At 68.2% G+C, this 17,905-nt stretch carries 15 protein-coding genes and 1 pseudogene; 13 read left to right on the top strand and 3 right to left on the bottom strand.

Features of this window, described 5'->3' with window-relative positions; genetic code table 11:
* Nucleotides 1-66 precede the first annotated feature (66 nt).
* Together ACIBI9_RS46215 and ACIBI9_RS46210 are read left to right on the top strand one after the other, a co-directional pair.
* Nucleotides 67-510 (top strand): YybH family protein, encoded by a 444-nt coding sequence (locus ACIBI9_RS46215; RefSeq protein WP_397232603.1) that lies wholly within the window; start codon nucleotides 67-69, stop codon nucleotides 508-510.
* A gap of 24 nt (nucleotides 511-534) precedes the next feature.
* Nucleotides 535-1,161, top strand: coding sequence for an NAD(P)-dependent oxidoreductase (locus tag ACIBI9_RS46210; RefSeq protein ID WP_397232601.1), 627 nt, complete (start codon nucleotides 535-537; stop codon nucleotides 1,159-1,161).
* Nucleotides 1,162-1,188: 27 nt separating this feature from the next.
* Here the strand turns inward: ACIBI9_RS46210 and ACIBI9_RS46205 are convergent, their stop codons facing one another.
* Nucleotides 1,189-1,890 (bottom strand): helix-turn-helix transcriptional regulator, encoded by a 702-nt coding sequence (locus ACIBI9_RS46205; RefSeq protein WP_397232599.1) that lies wholly within the window; start codon nucleotides 1,888-1,890, stop codon nucleotides 1,189-1,191.
* Nucleotides 1,891-2,006: 116 nt separating this feature from the next.
* On the opposite strand from ACIBI9_RS46205, the gene folE reads away from it, so the two are divergent.
* Together folE and ACIBI9_RS46195 are read left to right on the top strand one after the other, a co-directional pair.
* Complete coding sequence (gene folE / locus ACIBI9_RS46200) at nucleotides 2,007-2,657, top strand: GTP cyclohydrolase I FolE (RefSeq protein ID WP_397232597.1); 651 nt, start codon at nucleotides 2,007-2,009, stop codon at nucleotides 2,655-2,657.
* Between the two features lie 64 nt (nucleotides 2,658-2,721).
* Nucleotides 2,722-3,942 (top strand): NAD(P)/FAD-dependent oxidoreductase, encoded by a 1,221-nt coding sequence (locus ACIBI9_RS46195; RefSeq protein ID WP_397232596.1) that lies wholly within the window; start codon nucleotides 2,722-2,724, stop codon nucleotides 3,940-3,942.
* 165 nt (nucleotides 3,943-4,107) lie between these two features.
* Here the strand turns inward: ACIBI9_RS46195 and ACIBI9_RS46190 are convergent, their stop codons facing one another.
* On the bottom strand, nucleotides 4,108-4,767 hold the full coding sequence (locus ACIBI9_RS46190; RefSeq protein ID WP_397232594.1) for an HNH endonuclease family protein: 660 nt from the start codon (nucleotides 4,765-4,767) through the stop codon (nucleotides 4,108-4,110).
* 159 nt (nucleotides 4,768-4,926) lie between these two features.
* Here ACIBI9_RS46190 and ACIBI9_RS46185 point away from each other — a divergent pair.
* The 5 genes and pseudogenes from ACIBI9_RS46185 (at nucleotide 4,927) to ACIBI9_RS46165 (ending at nucleotide 11,999) form a co-directional block, all read left to right on the top strand.
* Nucleotides 4,927-5,644 (top strand): annotated as a pseudogene (locus tag ACIBI9_RS46185) (hypothetical protein).
* Between the two features lie 512 nt (nucleotides 5,645-6,156).
* Complete coding sequence (locus ACIBI9_RS46180; RefSeq protein WP_397232592.1) at nucleotides 6,157-7,353, top strand: hypothetical protein; 1,197 nt, start codon at nucleotides 6,157-6,159, stop codon at nucleotides 7,351-7,353.
* Nucleotides 7,354-7,425: 72 nt separating this feature from the next.
* On the top strand, nucleotides 7,426-8,292 hold the full coding sequence (locus tag ACIBI9_RS46175) for a hypothetical protein (protein ID WP_397232590.1): 867 nt from the start codon (nucleotides 7,426-7,428) through the stop codon (nucleotides 8,290-8,292).
* Nucleotides 8,293-8,326: 34 nt separating this feature from the next.
* A complete protein-coding gene (locus ACIBI9_RS46170; protein WP_397232589.1) occupies nucleotides 8,327-9,769 on the top strand; it encodes a LacI family DNA-binding transcriptional regulator in 1,443 nt (480 codons plus the stop codon).
* Nucleotides 9,770-9,920: 151 nt separating this feature from the next.
* The gene (locus ACIBI9_RS46165) at nucleotides 9,921-11,999 is read left to right on the top strand and encodes a hypothetical protein (protein WP_397232588.1); all 2,079 of its coding nucleotides are present in this window, start codon (nucleotides 9,921-9,923) and stop codon (nucleotides 11,997-11,999) included.
* Nucleotides 12,000-12,139: 140 nt separating this feature from the next.
* On the opposite strand, the gene ACIBI9_RS46160 is transcribed toward ACIBI9_RS46165, so the two are convergent.
* A complete protein-coding gene (locus ACIBI9_RS46160; protein WP_397232587.1) occupies nucleotides 12,140-12,868 on the bottom strand; it encodes a FadR/GntR family transcriptional regulator in 729 nt (242 codons plus the stop codon).
* A 179-nt stretch (nucleotides 12,869-13,047) separates the two neighbouring features.
* Between ACIBI9_RS46160 and ACIBI9_RS46155 the strand changes: the two genes are divergently transcribed.
* From ACIBI9_RS46155 to ACIBI9_RS46140, 4 genes are read left to right on the top strand one after another with little or no spacing between them, the layout of a single operon-like run.
* Nucleotides 13,048-14,340, top strand: coding sequence for an enolase C-terminal domain-like protein (locus tag ACIBI9_RS46155; RefSeq protein ID WP_397232585.1), 1,293 nt, complete (start codon nucleotides 13,048-13,050; stop codon nucleotides 14,338-14,340).
* The gene (locus ACIBI9_RS46150; protein WP_397232583.1) at nucleotides 14,337-15,254 is read left to right on the top strand and encodes an ABC transporter permease; all 918 of its coding nucleotides are present in this window, start codon (nucleotides 14,337-14,339) and stop codon (nucleotides 15,252-15,254) included. Before ACIBI9_RS46155 ends, ACIBI9_RS46150 begins: the two co-directional genes overlap by 4 nt.
* 28 nt (nucleotides 15,255-15,282) lie before the next feature.
* Nucleotides 15,283-16,221 carry a carbohydrate ABC transporter permease gene (locus ACIBI9_RS46145; RefSeq protein ID WP_397232581.1) on the top strand — a complete coding sequence of 313 codons (939 nt, stop codon included), beginning with the start codon at nucleotides 15,283-15,285 and terminating at the stop codon, nucleotides 16,219-16,221.
* A gap of 34 nt (nucleotides 16,222-16,255) precedes the next feature.
* The gene (locus ACIBI9_RS46140; RefSeq protein WP_397232579.1) at nucleotides 16,256-17,902 is read left to right on the top strand and encodes a hypothetical protein; all 1,647 of its coding nucleotides are present in this window, start codon (nucleotides 16,256-16,258) and stop codon (nucleotides 17,900-17,902) included.
* The last annotated feature ends 3 nt before the right edge of the window (nucleotides 17,903-17,905 follow it).

Raw genomic sequence — 17,905 nt, 5'->3', positions numbered from 1 at the left:
TTTAACGAAGAGAAATCTTCAAGGAACAAACTTCCTCCTTGAAGCTATCACGAGAGGGGCATCGCCATGAACACCACCACCGACCTCGCCGCCATCCACACCGTCCTCCAGAACAGCCAGGACGCCTGGAACCGCGGCGACGGCGCGGGCTACGGCGCCTGCTTCACCGACGACGCCACCGACGTCACCTTCGTCGGCACCGTCTACCACGGCGGCGCCGAGATCGGGCGCGCCCACCAGGCCCTGTTCGACAGCTTCCTCAAGGGCACCCAGCTCGTCGTGGAGATCCTCGACATCCGCCGCTACGGCACCGACACCGCCGTCGTCCTCACCCGCGGCGAGGTCGCCAAGGGCACCCCCAAGAAGCTCGGCAAACTCGCCACCTACATCCTCGTCCGCGACACCGACGGCCAGTGGCGCATCGCCGCCGTCCAGAAGACCAAGCACAAGGCCCTCATGGAGGCCGTCTCCTTCAAGTTCCAGCCCGCCACCAAGCCCGCCGCCCACTGACCACCGGCACCTGGAACACACCCCATGACCTCCATCGCCGTCATCGGCGCGGCAGGACGCACCGGGCGAGTCATCGTCGAGCAGGCCCTGGCCGCCGGTCACCACGTCACCGCGATCGCCCGCCGTCCGCAAGCCCTCCCCGCGGCCCGCCCCCGGCTCACCCCGCACATCGCCGACGCCCAGATCCCCGGCTCGCTGCAGGGACTGCTCGACGACCACGACGCGGTGATCTCCGCGCTCGGCGCCACCGGCCGCGGGCCCACCACCGTCTACTCCGCGGGCACCTCCGAGATCACCTCAGCCCTCAAGCCCGGCGCCCGGCTCCTCGTGATCTCCTCAGCCGGCCTCGGCGTCCCCGCCGACGCCGGACCCGGCACCCGCCTGGCCGCCCGCCTCCTGCACCACCTCATGCGCCACACCTACACGGACATGGCCCGCATGGAGGACCAGCTCGCCGCCGGCAGCCTGACCTGGACAGCCGTACGCCCCACCAGACTCACCGACCATCCGGCCACCGGGCGCCCCCGCGTCTCCATCGACGCCGCCGCCAAGGTGGGCCCTCAGACCTCCCGCGCCGATCTGGCCGCCTTCGTCCTGAACGCGATCGACGACCCCCGCACCCATCGCACCGCGGTCGCCATCTCCTCCTGACCGCCCATGTCCCGAAAGTGCCACTGACTAGCCGGTTGGGTGGAGGCGGACGCAGCAGTGTTCGGGGGCGGGTTCCAGGCGGGCCGTGACGCCTGTCGCGGCGAGGCCTTCGAGGAGGCCGGCGAGGAGGCAGAGGTTCATGCCGCAGACCAGTTCGGTGTGCTGCCGGGCCAGGCTGTGGAAGGGGCAGTTGACGAGGGTGATGGCGTCGCCGGCGGCGCGGGGCTCGAATCCGAGGGTTTCCAGAGCTTGCATGACCCCGGCGCGGGGGTCGGCGGCGGCGGAGGTGGTGGGGCGGGCCTGCCGGCCGAGCTCTCTGCCCAGTTCGTGGGCGCGCCGGTCGAGCACGGCGCGCGGGGGTTCCCCTGAGGTCTGCGCTTCCTGAAGAGCGTCGGCGAGCAGGTGGGCGGCGGTTTCGTAGCGCCGGTCCGGCAGGGAGATCGTGATCTGCCCGGGCGCGCGCCGGTAGAGCTTCGACGGGCGGCCGGCGCCAGGGCCGGTGCGGCCGGTGCGGCGTTGGTAGACGGCTTCGAGCAGCCCTTCGGTCACCAGTTTGTCCAGGTGGAACGAGACCGTGTTGCGTGGTGCCTGCACGGCGTCGGCGGCCTGGTCGCGGCTCACCGGCGCGGGCTGTCTCACCACGAACTCATACAGGCGGCGCCGGGTCGGCTCGTCCAGCGCCGCGACGGCGGAGACGCGTGCCGGCCACGCCTCGTCGACTTCGCTCATTCTAAAACCCATTCCCGTTGACTAAATCACGGAGTCCCTTCTAATGTTAACGAAACTCGTCAATAGAAGGAGGGGTTCATGATGCGCTGCGCATCCGACGACTGCGGGCGGGCGGCATGAGCGAGTCCGTGGCGCGGCCGGCCGGCGATTCGTCTCCCCTCGCGTCTCCGGACCACCAGCAGCGACGCCTGCGGGTGGTCCGGGGACGCGGCGGTGTGGATCTGGAGGCCGCGCAACGGGCGGTGACCGACCTGCTGATCGCGCTGGGCCGGGACGCGGAGTCCGAGCACCTGGCCGACACGCCGAGGCGGGTCGCGAACGCCTATGCCGAGTTGCTGGCACCGCGCGAGTTCAACCTGACGACCTTCCCCAACGAGGAGGGGTACGACGAGCTCGTCCTGGCCCGCGACATTCCGGTGCAGTCGTTGTGCGAGCACCACCTGCTGCCGTTCCAGGGCGTGGCGCACGTGGGCTATCTGCCCGGCGACCGCATCCTGGGGTTGTCGAAGCTCGCCCGTGTCGTCGAGCTGTTCGCCCGCGATCTGCAGGTGCAGGAACGGCTGACCAAGCAGGTGGCCGACTGGTTGCAGCAGCACCTGGCGCCCAAGGGCGTCGGCGTGGTGATCGAGGCCGAACACCTGTGCATGTCGATGCGCGGCGTACAGGTCCGCGGGTCCCGCACGGTGACGTCGGCCCTTCAGGGGCTGCTGCGCGAGGATCCGCGCTCCCGGCAGGAATTCTTCGCGCTGACCGGAGTCCACGCCTAGCCCCTCGTACGGGCCCCCTCCCTTCCACCGACGCGTTGCCGAACGAGCAGACAGGAGATTGACGATGCCGGCACCAGCCACGTTCGTGATCGCCGGAGGCGGCCTGGCCGCGGCCAAGGCCGCCGAGGCGCTGCGCGCGGAAGGGTTCGACGGTGCGATCGTGCTGGTCGGCCGGGAACCGCACCTGCCCTACGAGCGGCCCCCGCTGTCGAAGACCTATCTGCAGGGCGGCGGCGAACGACAGAAGATCTTCGTGCACGACGCGGGCTGGTACCGTGACCACGCCGTCGACCTGCGCACCGGCGTCACGGTCACCGAGGTCGACAGGACCGCTCATCAGGTGACGCTGTCCGACGGTGGGCGGCTCCGGTACGACAAGCTGCTGCTGGCCACCGGGGCCGGCCCGCGCCGCCTGACCGTCCCCGGTCACGACCGCGACAACGTGCTGTACCTGCGTACCGTCGACGACTCCGACCGCCTGCGTGCCACGCTGTCCGCCGCCACCAGGATCGCCGTCGTCGGCGCCGGCTGGATCGGCCTGGAGACCGCCGCCGCGGCCCGCGCCGCCGGCGTCGAGGTCACCGTGGTGGAACAGGAGCGGCAGCCGCTGCTCGGCGTCCTCGGCCCCGAGATCGGCGCCGTCTTCGCCGGCCTGCACCGTGACCATGGCGTCGACCTGCGGCTCGGCGCCCGCCTCGGCGCGGTCACCGAGGCCGGCGTACAGCTGGCCGACGGCACTCACATCGACGCGGACGCCGTGGTGGCCGGCATCGGCGCCGTCCCCAACGCCGAACTGGCCGCCGCCGCGGGGCTGACGGTCGACAACGGCGTCAAGACCACAGCCGACCTGCGCACCAGCGACCCCGACATCTTCGCCGCCGGCGACGTCGCCAGCGCCTACCACCCCCGCCTGGGCAGGCACATCCGTGTCGAGCACTGGGCCAACGCGCTCGACCAGCCCGCCGTGGCCGCCCGCGCCATGCTCGGCCGGCAGGCCGCCTACGACCGGCTGCCTTACTTCTACACCGACCAGTACGACCTGGGCATGGAGTACGTCGGCCACGTCCCGCCCGGCCTCGCCCACGACGTCGTCATCCGCGGCGATCTGACCACGCGGGAGTTCCTCGCCTTCTGGCTCCGGAACGACACGGTGATCGCGGCCATGAACGTCAACATCTGGGACCAGACCGACCAGCTCAAGGCCCTCGTCCAGGCCGCCTCCCCGGTCGACCGCACCGCACTCGCCGATCCCGCGGCCCCGCTGGACGGGCTCATCCGTTCCTAACCGCCTCCGGTCATGGCCCGGCTGCTCGAGCAGCCGGGCCATGCCAGACCGGGCAGTCGGCTCAGGCGGGTGAGCTGTCAGGGCCGGACCGGAGCGCCCTGTCATGGGTGATCGAGTGGCCACACGGACTGCCCGCTGTCGGCGCTGCGAGGTCATGGGAATCGGTCAGCGCCCCCGGCAGGTGCGGAGCATGTTGAGCAGGGCCTTCTTCTCCTTTCTTGTCACGAAGAGCCTGTAGTGGTGCTTCACGGTGATCCATGAGGTCGCGTAGCGGCACCAATAGGCGCGGCGTGCCGGACGCCAGCTCTGCGGCCCCTGGCCGCCCTTGGCGATGTTGGCGGAGTGGCTGACGACGATCAGTTCGGGTCGGGTGAGGTCGTTGGCGAAGGCGCGCCTGCGTGCCTGGCTCCATCTGCTGGCGCCGGAACGCCAGGCGTACGACAGCGGCACGACGTGGTCGACGTCCACATGCTTCTCGCTCTTCAGCCATTTGCCGTCGTACGGGCTGTACCAGAGGCCCTTGACGGGGTGGCACGCGGCGTTCCTGCGCACGCGTCGCCCGTCGCGGGCCAGCACCGTCTCCCGGGTGTCGCACTTCCCCCTGTGGTGCGCCCATCGGGGCTGGAAGCGCCGGTGGGCATAGCCCCGGATTGATAACGCCTTGGCGACCTTCAACTGGGACAACATGCGGCGGGCGAGCGCGGCGCGGGCTTCGGCCTGCGGCCGCTGGCTGGTGTCGGCCGCCGCCGCCTGCGGGATGGCGATGATCGGGAGGACCAAGAAGGTGAGCACGGCCACGTGGATCGTCCGACTCAAACGGATCATGGTTCCATCCATACCCGGTAACTCCCCATCGCGGGCGGCGCCACTCGTGTGAGTGCCGGCGCCTCCCTCGTGCGGATCGGCTCCGGTCAGGTCGATCTCAGCGCTGACGGTGAGGTGTCGCCGTCGGTGTGCCAGGCGACGGCGGCTGGTCCGTAAGGGGTGTCGAGGCGGGCCGAGGCAAGGGTGAGGCCACCGGCGGGTGGGGTGCGACGCGCAGGCGGCGGTGGGGGCAAGGCCGGCGACCGTACGGTTCGCGCTGCTCGGGGCCGCTCCAGGAGGTCGAAGGTCAGACCCAGGGCGGTAGGCGTCTGGGCTGTCGCAGGCCAGCCTTCTGACGGGGTGACGAACTCGTGGCGGAACGCCTGCCGCACTTGGCGAGCAGGGCCGCCGTCTCAGCCAGGACGATGGCGCTGCGGGCGTGGAAGGCGGTGCGCCGGTAGAGCCTCCAGGGGACGAGTACAGCGGCGCTCGCCCCAGGCGGCGGGGCCGGCCCATGAGGTGTCGGGGTCGTCTCCGAAGAACAGCGGGACCCACGGCACGAACGGCGGCGTCAGGCCCAGCGGCGGCGCGGGGGGCTGGCTCTACAGCGCGGACGGCCTGCTGATCTCCACCAGGCTGCTGACCGCCACCGGCACCTACTCGAACAACCACGCCGATGGCACCCCCACCCTGCAGGCCGACCTGCTCGGCGACTGGCGCGAGGAGGTCCTCTGGCCCCGCGGACAGCACGGCGTTGCGCCTGTCCAGCAGCCCCCATCCCAGGCGCTACGGGATCCGCACGCTGATGCACGATCCCGTTTACCGGCTCGGCGTCGCCTGGCAAAACGTCGGCTACAACCAGCCACCGCACACGAGTTTCTATCCGGGCAACAAGTAACAAGTCAATTCTTCCGCCTGCATCCATTCAACGGCGCAACAATTCTTGACGCATCCTCGCCCCTCCCGCACATTCTCCGGAGCGACTGCCGCGTCCTGCAATCGCGCTGCCGGCTGGGCGCATCGCGGTCGTCCGTCCCACCTGCTCTGCACCGCCGTCCGATTGCCCTACTGCACACACAATGCAACACATTGACTGACCGCTTGACACGATCGCCGCGCATATTTAAGGTCGCGTTGACGAGGCGACGTGAAACGTTTTTATCGAGGTCAGACGCGCCCGGCGGCGAAGCGCGGCCGCCATCTCCCCACCCCCATCAACGGGAGAAAACAATGCGTATCGAAAAGCGCCGACGTTCCGCACCGCAACGGCCACCGCCGACAGCGCCTCCACCCTGACTGTCGCTCCTGCCATGCGGCGAGCACGGCGCCGCCAGGATCGCGGACCTCGTCCTGCAAAGCGTGCATGAACGAAACCTGACGCTCGTCCGCTACCCCCACACGGAGAGTCCGATGACAACAGCCACCACCGCTGCGCCACGCCCGCTCAAGGGACAACGCCGTCGATTCACCCGGATCATCGCCGCGCTCGCCATCCTGTCGGCCGGCGCCGGGGCCGGTGTCGTGCTCGGCCCGCCCCCGGCGTCCGCCGCCGCCTGCGGGGAGGGCACCTTCCAGTCGCAGGTGACAGTCAGCGGCAGCACCTGGACCGCCCGCAACAGTGCCGGCAGCAGCGTCTACACCGGCACCGACTTCCGGGCGGCGGTCCAGGCCGGCATCGGCAGTCTCACCGCCGGGCGCACCTCGATCCAGCGGGTCGTCGTGCGCGGCAACGGCACGATGAGCGCCGGCAGCCGGATCTCGCTGCCGAGCTACACCTCCCTGTCGGTCTGCGGCACGATCAACGTAACCGGCTCCGGTTCCGGCGACTACGCGCCGATCTATTCCCGCGGCACCTCGAACATCGAGGTCCCGTACCTCAACGTCACCGGGACCCCGATCTACGGCATCTTCCTGCGCAACGTGACGAACGTCTGGCTCGGCCAGATCGACATGCGGCTCGGCGCGGGCCTCGGCGTGCGTATCGACAACCGCGGCGACACCAGCCAGTGGACCCGCAACGTACGGGTCGACACCGTGTACGTGCAGGGAGCCAGCTCACACGCGATGGAGACCTACGGCGTCGACGGTCTCACCGTTGGCACCGTGACAGCACGCAACGTCGGCGAGTCCGGTCTGCTGCTCAACCAGACCATCAACGCGACGGTCGGCACCGTCGACGCCGACAACGCCGGCGCCGGCACGGGGTACGCGGCCTTCCGCATGGCCAACCGCAACGGCCGCGTCGGCAGTGCCTACCCGAACAACATTCGCCTAGGCACCGTCAAGGCACGCGGCGGTGGCCGGGGCATCTTCTGCGTCTCGGAGAGCGGCGGCGCCACCATCGACCGGGTCGACATCGCCAATACCGGCAACAACTCGGTTCTGGTGGAGAACTGCTACAACGTCGTCATCGCCGGAGTGTCGGGCACGATCAGCGGCGGCGGCGAGGTCCGAATCGCGGCCCGTACGGAGTTCGCTCCGTCGTCGGGCATCAGGTTCCAGAACCTGACGGTCACCAACACCAACATCAGGTGGAGCCCCTGCACAGGCAGCAACAACACGATCAGCAACGTGACCCGTGTCAACTCGACGCTGACCTGGTGCTGACCCATCCGCGCCGGCAGTCCGCCGCTCCGGCTGCCGGCGCGATTACCTTCGCTCGGACTGACAGGAGAGACCATGCGTAAGGTCCGCTTCTTAATCGTCTCTGCTTTAGCGCTGTCCCTGTCCCTGTCCCTGTCCCTGTCGCTGGTCGCCCCGAGCGCCGCCTCGGCCGCGGTGATCGGCCCGGCCGGGTGCAGCGCCCGGGTCGGCACGGCGGCGGCCGCCACCGCCGCCGCGACCACGACCGTCTGGCTGGCCGGCGACTCGACCATGGCAAACCCCAGTGCCACCTGCCCCGTGGGCTGGGGCACCGAATTCGACTCGCTATTCCACAGCAACATCGTGGTCAACAACCTCGCCGTCGCCGGGCGCAGCATCCAGACCTGGCTCTACGAGGGGAACGTCACATCGACCATCGGCTCGGACGGCGAGTGCGTTCTCAGCTCCACCACCTACTCGTCCCGATGGCAGCAGGTGCTCACCGGCATGAAGGCCGGTGACTACCTGTTCATCCAGTTCGGCATCAACGACGGCTCGACGACCTGCCCGCGCCACGTCGGCACCGCGCGCTACCAGCAGCTGATGACGACGATGGCGCAGGCGGCGCTGGCCCGCGGCGCCCACCCGATCCTGCTCACCGCCGTCGCCGCCATCACCTGCTCGGGCAGCACCGCGGTCAAGAACCGCGGCTTCGTCCCCCAGACCGTCGCTGCCGGCACCGCCACCGGCTCCCCGGTCATCGACCTGCAGACCCTCAGCGTCGACTACTACAACTCCCTCGGCCTGTGCCCCAACAACGGTGACTACACCTCCGGGCTGCTCGGACAGTTCTTCTGCAACGACCACACCCACTTCGAGGCGTACGGCGCCCGGCGGATCACCCGGCTGGTGACCGGCGCGCTCCGAACACAGAAGATTCCGCTCGCCGAATCCCTGCTGTAGCACCCGCCGACAGCCCGTCCGAGAACGAGCGTCCATGAAAGGCCGCACAATGTGGACGTCGCCGGTGGCCCTGGCGGCCGTGACGGCGCAGGAACCCGCCGCCTCGCGCGATGGACGTCGGCCGGGACGCCCACCGACCGCAACCTCGACTTCGCGGGCCGATGAGACACCACGAACCCGACGGCATACCTGCGCGTCGGGTTCACCTGCAGCACGGTGGCGCTCCAGCAGCAGGGCTGACCTTGTACGCCGGGGCGCGCACCCGGATCGCGCTCAGCGGCGCCTGCCTGCGCGAACTCGCCGCAGCCGAGAGCACCCGCTGCTTCGGGCTGGAGGGCCGCTACACCAAGCCGGCCATCCATTGTCGATACGTATCGACGAGCACAGGAGTGCGGGCCGCAGGGCCGCAAGTTACGCTTTGACCATGAGCCGTCGGGGTAATCGATCCTTGCCGACCAGCAAGGACGTCGCGGCACTCGCGGGGGTCTCGCAGAGCACGGTCTCCTACGTGATGAGCGGCAAACGCTCCATCTCACCGGAGACGCGGAAACGGGTCGAGGACGCGATCGCCCGCCTGACGTACGAGCCCAACGCGGGGGCTCGGGCGCTACGCGAGCGTCGCTCGAACGTCATCGCGCTCGTGGTGCGGATGTCGGAGGAGGTCGACGGGGCGGACACGGTTCCTTACGTCGACGCGGTCGTCGAGGAGGCCGGAAAACGCGACATCGAAGTCGTTCTGGTCACCGGAAAGGCGGAGCCGGATCGATTGACCCGGTTGGCCAAGCGCTCGATCTGCGACGGCATGGTCCTGATGGACATCCGTCAGCACGACGATCGAATTCCCGTCGCGGCGAGTCTCGGAGTGCCGGTCGTACTCATCGGCACACCGCGGGACAGTCATGGGCTGCAGTGGGTCGATTTCGACCACCGTCGGGCCGCCGAGCTCCTGGTGACCGAGCTCGCCGAAACCGGGCATCGTCACGCCGTCTTCATCAACGAAGACTTCATCAGTGAAGCGCCGGGGGTGGAGTCGGAGTATCACTTCCACAACGAGTTCCGCGCCGGACTGGCGGGCGCCGCCGACACCTGCGGCATCGATCTGGAGCTGGTGCGCCCGCGGCGTCCGGGTTGGACCGGGATCAGCGAGGTGGCCGAACGGCTGTTCCGGCGGTCGGGCGATCGCCTGGGACTCATCGCCCGGACGCCGAAGGTCGTCGGCTGGGCCTTCCAGATCGCCGCCGTCCATCGTCTGGTTCCGGGGCGGGACTTCTCGCTGGTCGGCCTGTGCACCGACAACGTCGCGCTGAGTTACAGCGTTCCTGTCACCAATGTCTCGCCCCAGCCCCGCGATACGGTCAGGGTGGCGATGTCGGTCCTGTTCGACAAGCTGGACGGCGTCGTCCCGGACGGCGAGGACCGTCATCTCGTCGGGCCACGCGGTCTCACGCGGCGGGCCAGCACCACGGTCTTCTCCTAGGATCCTGGCGGCACGCCAGGTCGCCGACGTTCCGGCTGAAGAGGACGTCAAGCCGCCGACACAGGCTCAGGGCCGGAAAGTTTCTCTTGCGTGACAACTACCTGACGTGATGTAGTGACCCGGCATTCGATACGTATCGACAATCCGCCGATTGGGGTTGAACGTGGCGCGCAGGTTCGAGTTCGGCGAGGGAAGCGTCCTCCTGGGGCAGGACGGCGCGCCGGTGTCGTTCGAGCACACCGCCGACCCTGGCCGGGTCTATCTGCTGGACGAAGCGCTGGACGCCTGGCACGGCCCCCACCACTCCTGGGGATCCGGTTTCGTGATCACTCCGGAGAGATCCGGCCGCTGGGCGTCCCCGGTCGACCTCGACTGGCGTGTCGACGGTGTGACAGCTCGGCACCGGCCGCTTGCCGGGCTCGGGCTGGAAGTCACCCGGCGGGCGGCCGGCGGGCATTTCACCGAGACCTACACCTGGACGAACACCGGCGACCACGAGATCGCCATCACGGGGCTGGCCGTCAACACGCCGATCCGCGACCTCTACGACGGGGCGACGACCTCGCTGGCACGCAGCTGCCATGCGCACCTGTTCACCGGAGGCGCGTGGTCATGGCTGCTGGCCGAGCCGATGTCGGGGACGGCGCCGCTGCTCGGCGTGATCGTACGAGAAGGCAGCCTGTGGGCGTACTCGGTGGAGTCCCGCAACAGGCATACCTCCTCGGATGCCCGGGGGCACCTCCTGGTCCATCCCACTGACCATGCCCGGAACCCGGACGCGTTCGGCGGACAGCCGGTCCTGACGCTGGCACCCGCCGAGAGCTACACGCTGACCTGGGAAATCGCCTGGTACGACAGCCGCGAGGCCTTCCTCGACGGCACGGACGCGCCGGCGAGGTTGCCGACGTTGACCGCACCGGTCGGCGACGCCTTACGGGTGGAGCTCGCCGACGGGGTGAAGCTCGTCCCCGGGGACGGTGTCACCGACGACAGGGTCGTCGCTTCTCGTCACGGCGTCACGTACATCGATCTCGAGCGCGACGGGCGGCGGAGCCGGACCGGGGTCGCCTTCCTGGCGCCGACGCGTGACCTGGTCGAGGCTCGGGTCAAGCGCATTCTGCGCGACCACCGCCCGGACGAGCGACCCGAGCCGGATCGGTACGCGTTCGTACCGGTTGACACCCGCACCGGGCTGCGGCAGACCGAGAACGCCTGGCCGGACTGGGGCCATGGGGGCGAGCGGATCGGCATGGCCGTGCTTCTCCAGCAGGCCCGGCTCCGAGGCTGGGGCGACCAGCCGGCGATCGACGATGCCCTGCGCGGGTTCGCCGGCTTCGCCCGCCGGCGTCTCGTGCGGCCGGACGGCTCGGTGGGACGGACTGCCAGACCGGGTACGGAGCCGCTCCGGCTCTACAACACCCCGTGGCTGGCGCACTTCTTCCAGACGCAGTTCGACCTCTACGGCGACGCCGCAGATCTGGATTTCGCGGCGTCGTTGCTGGAGGCCAGCTATGCGCTGGGTGTGTCCGATCACCTCTCGATCGGGCACGCGGAGGCGATCGCCGCGGTGGCTGCGGCCCTCGCAGGGGAGGGCGACCTGGAACGTGCGGCCTCGCTGCGCAAGGCCTTGATCGGGCACGCTCGCCGGTTCGCCGACCTCGGAACCGACCTGCCGGCCCACGAGGTCACCTACGAACAGTCAATGGTCGCGCCGCTCGTCAGCCTGCTCGCGATCGCGTACACGCTCCAGCCCGACGACTCCTTCCTCGCGGCCCTGCGCACGGCTGTTCGATGGCTGCGCGCCTTCGGTGGCCCGCAGCCGCACGTGCGGCTGCGGGACATCGGCATCCGCCACTGGGACGGCTACTGGTTCGGCATCGACCGGCAATGGGGCGACACCTTCCCGCACTACTGGAGTGTCCTGACCGCCGTCGCGCTGCGGCAGTTGCCAGACGAGCTGGCGAACGAAGAGACCCGTCGCACAGCGGACGCGGTCTTCGCCGCGAACCTCGTCGACTTCACCACCGAGGGCAATGCCACCTGCGCGTTCATCATGCCCAGTTGCGTCGACGGCCGACCGGCACACCGAGCCGACCCGCTGGCGAACGATCAGGACTGGGCGCTGGCCCTGCTCCTGAGATCCGACAGCAGCTCACCACGGACCAGGTTCACCGCCGTCCCCACGAACGGGGCGCTTTGTCACGGCCCGAGTTCAGGCCACGACGCATGATCATGTTCGCCTTCATGGTGACCGTGTTCGTCAGCGTCGGCATGATCCCGACCTGCCGATCTTCGCGGCCACAGCCGTCATCTCTGTTCTCGGTCACCTCGTAGGAACGGACCCTGAGCGGCCCACCGGATAGCCCGCGATCAGGCGGGGTGACGGTTCTGATTGGCGGGGCGCCACTCGGGCTGCCACTCCTGGATGTGCGCCCGTAGCCAGGTCTCGGTTGTCGTGATGTGCATCAGCGCAGCGGCCTGGGCTCGAATCGCGTCAGCGGCGACCAGCGCGTCGTAGATGGCCTCGTGTTCGATCAGCGTACGACCGGCGGCGTCGGCATCGAGGAGCCCGCGCCACACGCGGGCGCGCAGTGTCCGGCTGGCGATTCCGTCGAGCAGAGCCGACAGCGTCTCGTTGCCCGTTGCCGCCACGACGGCGCGATGGAACTCGGCGTCGTGGTGGTTGAGCAGCTCGACGTCGTCCTCGGCCTTGCGCATCGCGTCGAGATGCGCTCTGACCTGGGCCAGTTGCTGTTGGGTGATCCGAGTGGCCGCCAGCCCGGTGGCGGCGGGTTCGAAGAGGCGGCGTACTTCGGTGAGCTCCAGCATGGTCTCGCCCCGGAGCAGCTCGACCGCCTCGGCGATGCCTTCTTGGAGGAGAAGGCGCGGCTCCAAGCTGGTGACGTAGGTCCCACTGCCACGCCGTACTTCGAGGACGCGCGCGGCCACGAGCGCCTGCACGGCCTCACGCATCAGATTGCGTCCCACGCCCAGTTCGGCCGCGAGTTGCTGCTCTGGTGGCAGCTTCGAACCGGGCGGCAGCTCGCCGGACTGGATGAGCTCCCGGATCCGGGCGATGGCCCTGTCGGTCAGCGACATGCCCGGAGCGTAGCAGGTAATCCCATGTCTCCACCTAAGACATCCCATGGCTTCGAGGGATTATCCGCATGAATCGGCCGTTTCTGCCACATCTCTAGACCCGATGTGCAAGGTGAGCTATAAAGACATCCCATATCTACGAGATGTCTTCCAGATGTCTGACGCGGAAGAGGGCCCGCATGACCCATGCGCGAGAAGTCATCACAGCAATCGAGGCGGTCGACGTCCGCTTCCCCACCTCGCAGGAACTCGACGGTTCGGATGCGATGAACCCCGAGCCGGACTATTCGGCCGCCTACGTCACCATCCGAACCAGCGAGGGGCGGGAGGGGTACGGCCTGGCGTTCACGGTCGGGCGCGGCAACGACGTACAGGTCGCCGCGGTGCGGGCGCTGGCGCCCCTGGTGACCGGCCTGCCGCTCGACCGGATCCGTTCGGACATGGGCGGGTTCTCCCGGCTGCTGACCGGTGACAGCCAGCTGCGGTGGCTCGGCCCGCACAAGGGGGCGATCCACATGGCCGCCGCCGCGATCATCAACGCGGCCTGGGACCTGCACGCGCGTATCGAGGGCAAACCGGTCTGGCGCCTGCTGGCGGAGATGACGCCGCGCCAATTGGTCGATCTCGTCGACTTCCGGTACCTGCGCGACGCGCTCACCCCGCAGGAGGCGCTGGAGATCCTCGAACGGGCGGAGCCCGGTCGAGCCGAGCGGATGGACGATCTCCTCGCCCACGGCTATCCGGCCTACACCACGACACCGGGGTGGCTGGGCTACACCGACGAGAAGCTGGTCCGCCTGTCGAAGCAGGCCGTGGCCGACGGGTTCACCCTGATCAAGCTGAAGGTCGGCGCCGACCTCGACGACGACGTACGGCGGCTGCGGCTGGCCAGGCAGGCGGTGGGACCTGACATCCTCATCGCCATCGACGCCAACCAGGCGTGGGGCGTGGGCGACGCGGTCGAATGGCTCGAGCCCTTGGCGGAGTTCGACCCGTACTGGATCGAGGAGCCCACTTCCCCGGACGACGTGCTGGGCCACGCCGCGATCCGCAAGGCGGTCTCGCCCATCAAGGTAGCCACCGGTGAGCACGTCGCCAACCAGGTCATGTTCAAGCAACTGCTGCAGGCGGACGCCGTCGATGTGGTGCAGATCGACGCCAGCCGGGTGGCCGGGGTGAGCGAGAACGTGGCGATCCTGCTGCTGGCCGCCAAGTACGGCGTCCCGGTGTGCCCCCACGCGGGTGGTGTGGGGCTGTGCGAGATGGTGCAGCACCTGGCGATGTTCGACTACGTCGCGGTCAGCGGCAGCACAGAGGGCCGGGTCATCGAGTACGTGGACCACCTGCACGAGCACTTCGTCGATCCGGTGTCGATCCGCTCCGGCCGCTACGTCGCGCCGACCTCTCCGGGCCTGGGTGCCCGGCTGCACCCCGGATCGGTGGAGACCTATCGCCACGTGGAAGCGCCATGAGTTCCCTGAAGCAGGACGCGATCCGTAGCTTCCGCCGTCGCTGGCAGCTCTACCTGCTCATCCTGATCCCGCTCGCCTACTTCGTCGTCTTCAAGTACGTCCCGATGGTCAACGCGGTCATCGCGTTCAAGGACTACAGCGTCATCGACGGGATCTGGGGCAGCCCGTGGGTGGGGCTGAAGCACTTCCTGGCCTTCTTCGACAATCCGGTCTTCTGGACCCTGGTGCGCAACACCTTCCTGCTGTCGGCGTACTTCCTCATCGCCAGCTTCCCCATCCCGATCATCTTGGCGCTCGCGCTCAACGAGGTCCGGCAGGGGCTGTTCAAGCGCACCGTCCAGATGGTCACCTACGCGCCCTACTTCATCTCGACCGTCGTGATCGTCTCCATGACCATCCTGATCCTGTCGCCGAGCATCGGCCTGGTGAACGACGCGATCGGCCTGTTCGGAATCAGTTCCATCGACTTCCTCGGCGATCCGGACTACTTCCGCCACATCTATGTCTGGAGTGACATCTGGCAGACCGCCGGGTACTCCGCCGTCGTCTACATGGCGGCTCTGTCGGGGATCGATCCCGGCCTGTACGAGGCCGCCAGGGTCGACGGCGCCAACCGCCTGCAGAAGATCATCCACGTCGACCTGCCGGGCATCATGCCCACGGCGGCGATCGTGCTGATCCTCGGCGTGGGGAACATCATGGCGATCGGATTCGAGAAGGCGTTCCTCCTGCAGAACCCGCTGAACCTCAGCCAGTCCGAGATCATCGCGACCTACGTCTACAAGACCGGGCTGCTGAACGCCGACTTCAGCCAGGCCACAGCCGTCGGCCTGTTCAACTCGGTCGTCAATCTCGGCCTTCTCGTCGCCGTCAACTTCGTCGCCAAGCGCGTGTCCGGGTCGGGTCTGTGGTGACCGGCGCCGTGGAAGAGAGGACCCGGCAATGACTGTGACGACCGCAGTCCGCAAGCCGCGGACGACCGCGCCCGCGCAGATCGGCGGCGTGCGGGACTCCCGCGTCGACCGCCTCTTCATGGCGGCCCTCTACCTGCTCCTCGTGACGTTCCTCGCAGTGGTCCTGATCCCACTGATCTACATTGTCGCCAGCTCTCTGAGCAGCCCTGATGCGGTCTCCTCGGGGCAGGTCGCCCTCTGGCCGGTGGACTTCAGCCTGCGCGGCTACGAGGTGGCGCTGTCCGATCCGCAGATCGTCACCGGATTCGCCAACTCGTTGTTCTACACGGTCGTGGGCACGCTGATCAGCGTCGCCCTCACCATCGCCATCGCCTACCCGCTGTCCAGGAAGGACTTCTTCGGCCGCAACCTCATCACTCGCGTCATCGTCTTCACGATGCTCTTCGCGGGCGGTGTCATCCCGACCTACCTGGTCGTCAAGTCGTTCGGGATGATCGACACCAGGTGGGCGCTGATCGTCCCGAACGCGATCGGCGTCTGGCAGGTGATCATCGCTCGCACCTATCTGCGCCACGCGATCCCGGAGGAGCTCTACGAGGCCGCCGAGCTCGACGGCGCCGGCGATCTGCGCGTCCTGTGGTCGGTGGTCCTGCCGCTGGCCAAACCGATGATCGCGGTCATCGCGCTGGTGTACGCGATCGGCCAGTGGAACTCCTATTTCGACGCCCTGATCTACCTCAAGAACGACGACCTCTACCCGCTCCAGCTCGTCCTGCGGAACATCCTCATCCTCAACACCCAGGGCGACAGCAGCATGGACGCCGCGACCATGCTCGAACGCCAGCAGATGGCCGACCTGCTGAAGTACTCCCTCATCGTCATCTCCACCGTCCCCGTCCTGCTCATCTATCCCTTCGTCGCCCGCCACTTCACCAAGGGCGTCATGCTCGGGGCGCTCAAGGGCTGATCCACACCCCCCAACTGTCACACGAGGTGCTGACATGCAGTCCAAGATCAGAAAGCCGCTCGCCGTCCTCACCGCCGCGGGCCTCCTGTCACTAGCCGCCTGCGCGGGCGGCCAGGAGGATAAGCAGCAGGCTGCGGGCACGATCACCGTCTTCGCGCCCCAGGGCCCCGAGTACGACCTCGCCAACAGCACGTTCACCAGACATCTCCAGCAGAAGCTCGGCATCAAACTCCAGTTCCAGACCACCACCTACGACGCCGCCGCGGCCAAGGAGAAGCGTCAGATCTCCCTGGCCAGCGGCGACTTCCCCGACGTCTACATGCTGATCGCGTGGGTCGACGTGTTCAGCCAGTCGGAGCTGTTGCGCCTGGCCAAGCAGGGCGTCCCGGTGCCGCTGAACGATCTGATCGACAAGTACGCGCCGAACATCAAGAAAGCCTTCGAGCAGTCGCCCGAATACAAGAAGATGGCGACCGCGCCGGACGGCAAGATCTACGGCCTGCCGCAGTGGAACGACTGCTTCCACTGCTCCTACTCGGCCAAGCTGTGGATGAACTCCGCCTGGCTCAAGAAGCTGAACCTCAAGCAGCCGACCACGACGGAGGAGATGCGGGAGGTCCTCAAGGCGTTCAAGACCAAGGACCCCAACGGCAACGGCAAGGCCGACGAGATCCCGATCAGCGGCAGCACCTCCGACACGCTGCTGTCGTACTTCATGAACGCCTTCCTGTACGACCCGCAGGCCGGTGGCACCTACCCCTCGACCCTGACCCTCGGCAACGGCAAGGTGCAGTTCCAGCCGGCACAGCCCGGATGGCGCGAGGGCTTGCGCTACGTCGCCTCGCTGTACAAGGACGGGCTCATCGACAAGGGCGCCTTCACCCAGAACAGCGATGCACTGAAGGCCAAGGGCAACCAGGCCGACGCGGCGATCGTGGGTGCCGCGACCGTGCAGCATCCGGGCATCCTCGTGTCGGACGGCCTGAAGGATGACCGCCGCAGGCACTACGACGCCGTTCCACCGCTGACCGGCCCGACCGGGATCAATTACACCGCCTACAACCTGCCGAGTGTCCCCGGGGCCGCGTTCGTCATCACCAGCAAGGCCGGCGAGCAGACCCGGATCGCCGCGATCAAGATGCTGGACTACGTCTTCACCACCGAGGGCCACCTGCTCGGGGAGTTCGGCGAGGAAGGCGTCTGGTGGACCAAGCCCGCCTCCGGCGACGTGGCGCTGGACGAGAAGCTGACACCGCTGTTCAAGACGATTCCCGCCAAGCCCGACGCCAAGATCGACAAGGCGACCAGGCCGTGGGGCGCCATGGCGCAGTACTACGCGCCCAAGGAGTTCCGCAACGCGCAGGTGCAGTCGACCGACATCTACTCCCCCGACGGTTACGAGCGCAGGCTGTTCGACGCCACCAAGCTGTATGAGGGCAAGGAGCCGAAGGACCAGATCTACCCCTACTGGAACGTCTGGATCTCGCCGGACGTCGCCAGCGAGGTGGCGACCCTGCAGACCAACATCGAAACCTTCGCCACCCAGTCCAGCCTGCAGTTCGTCACCGGACAGAAGAACATCGACGACGACGCCGCCTGGAACGCCTACCTCAAGGGCCTGAACGATCTGGGCCTCCCCCGCTATCTCGAACTCCAGCAGCAGGCCTACAAGGGCCAATAGGCA

It is taken from the genome of Nonomuraea sp. NPDC050451 (genome assembly GCF_044458585.1).
The sequence above is the reverse complement of the archived record's forward strand: the minus strand, read 5'-3'. Positions and strand labels throughout refer to the sequence as shown.

Coding starts and splice junctions, on each gene's coding strand:
- ACIBI9_RS46215 (WP_397232603.1), top strand. CDS start 67: ATGAACACCACCACCGACCTCGCCGCCATCCACACCGTCCTCCAGAAC.
- ACIBI9_RS46210 (WP_397232601.1), top strand. CDS start 535: ATGACCTCCATCGCCGTCATCGGCGCGGCAGGACGCACCGGGCGAGTC.
- ACIBI9_RS46205 (WP_397232599.1), bottom strand. CDS start 1,890: ATGAGCGAAGTCGACGAGGCGTGGCCGGCACGCGTCTCCGCCGTCGCG.
- folE (WP_397232597.1), top strand. CDS start 2,007: ATGAGCGAGTCCGTGGCGCGGCCGGCCGGCGATTCGTCTCCCCTCGCG.
- ACIBI9_RS46195 (WP_397232596.1), top strand. CDS start 2,722: ATGCCGGCACCAGCCACGTTCGTGATCGCCGGAGGCGGCCTGGCCGCG.
- ACIBI9_RS46190 (WP_397232594.1), bottom strand. CDS start 4,767: ATGATCCGTTTGAGTCGGACGATCCACGTGGCCGTGCTCACCTTCTTG.
- ACIBI9_RS46180 (WP_397232592.1), top strand. CDS start 6,157: ATGACAACAGCCACCACCGCTGCGCCACGCCCGCTCAAGGGACAACGC.
- ACIBI9_RS46175 (WP_397232590.1), top strand. CDS start 7,426: ATGCGTAAGGTCCGCTTCTTAATCGTCTCTGCTTTAGCGCTGTCCCTG.
- ACIBI9_RS46170 (WP_397232589.1), top strand. CDS start 8,327: ATGAAAGGCCGCACAATGTGGACGTCGCCGGTGGCCCTGGCGGCCGTG.
- ACIBI9_RS46160 (WP_397232587.1), bottom strand. CDS start 12,868: ATGTCGCTGACCGACAGGGCCATCGCCCGGATCCGGGAGCTCATCCAG.
- ACIBI9_RS46155 (WP_397232585.1), top strand. CDS start 13,048: ATGACCCATGCGCGAGAAGTCATCACAGCAATCGAGGCGGTCGACGTC.
- ACIBI9_RS46150 (WP_397232583.1), top strand. CDS start 14,337: ATGAGTTCCCTGAAGCAGGACGCGATCCGTAGCTTCCGCCGTCGCTGG.
- ACIBI9_RS46145 (WP_397232581.1), top strand. CDS start 15,283: ATGACTGTGACGACCGCAGTCCGCAAGCCGCGGACGACCGCGCCCGCG.
- ACIBI9_RS46140 (WP_397232579.1), top strand. CDS start 16,256: ATGCAGTCCAAGATCAGAAAGCCGCTCGCCGTCCTCACCGCCGCGGGC.